The sequence below is a fragment of the Streptococcus parasanguinis genome, from assembly GCF_001074805.1.
In the GTDB taxonomy this organism is placed as follows: domain Bacteria; phylum Bacillota; class Bacilli; order Lactobacillales; family Streptococcaceae; genus Streptococcus; species Streptococcus parasanguinis_A.
Window position 1 is genome coordinate 1 of sequence record NZ_JUPI01000009.1, and the last position, 925, is coordinate 925.

Here is a 925-nt window from a genome sequence, read left to right on the forward strand (position 1 = left end):
CCTCTTTGGTAACCGATGACATAGAAGATAATCCCCGCACCGATACTACCTTGAAGGGTAAAGAGCAAGCTTTCAACTTCTGATCCTGGTGGTTCAAACAAAGGTGAAAACCAAGGTTTATAGTCCTTTTGAATAGTCGAAATAGCATTTTCTGCAGCATCATCCGTACCACTATATTCTACTCCTTTAGGAGCAAATAAGAAAGCACCGACAATAATCACAACAATGGCAGCTAATAACAAAAGATTCTTGTGTTTTTTCATAGGAATAAGCCCTCTCTTTCACTAGCATTTTCAGAAATCAAGTTGTAGAAGATAACAGTAAGCAATCCTTCTACAATCGCAATTGGAATTTGCGTAATCAGAAAGACACCCAAGAATTTAAAGGTTGATCCTACAAATCCAGTGGTTGGATCCGGGAAGACCAATCCAAGTTGAAGCGAAGTTGTTGCATAAGTCGCTAAGTCAGCAATCATCGCACACAAGAAGAGTGAGACTGGTTTAGATAGTTTCAAAGAACGACTGAATTTATAAACTGCAAATCCGACAAAAGGACCTACGACTGCCATTGAAAAAGCATTGGCACCAAGGGTTGTCAAACCACCATGGGCTAAAAGAAGAGCTTGGAACAACAAACAAATGGTTCCTAGTACACTAATAACAGATGGCCCAAACATAGCAGTTCCCAAACCAACACCGGTTGGGTGAGAGCTAGATCCTGTTACTGAAGGGATCTTCAATGAGGATAAGATAAAGATAAAGGCACCGGATAAGGCCAACATGGTTTTTGAATTTGGATCTTTTGAAATAATCTTCTTAATTTTGATCAAACCTAAAATGAAGAATGGTAAAAATAGTAAGAACCAGACAATACACCATACCAAAGGGAGATACCCTTCCATAATGTGCATAGCAGATACAGGTTG

2 protein-coding genes are annotated in these 925 nt (G+C 39.4%); both read right to left on the minus strand.

The features are described from left to right. Positions 1 to 263, minus strand: a 263-nt coding sequence (locus ADI76_RS00725; RefSeq protein ID WP_049513996.1) for an energy-coupling factor ABC transporter substrate-binding protein, incomplete at its 3' end; no start/stop codon positions are given. Continuing rightward, positions 260 to 925, minus strand: a 666-nt coding sequence (locus ADI76_RS00730; RefSeq protein WP_049513997.1) for an energy-coupling factor ABC transporter permease, incomplete at its 5' end; no start/stop codon positions are given. The genes ADI76_RS00730 and ADI76_RS00725, both read right to left, overlap by 4 nt.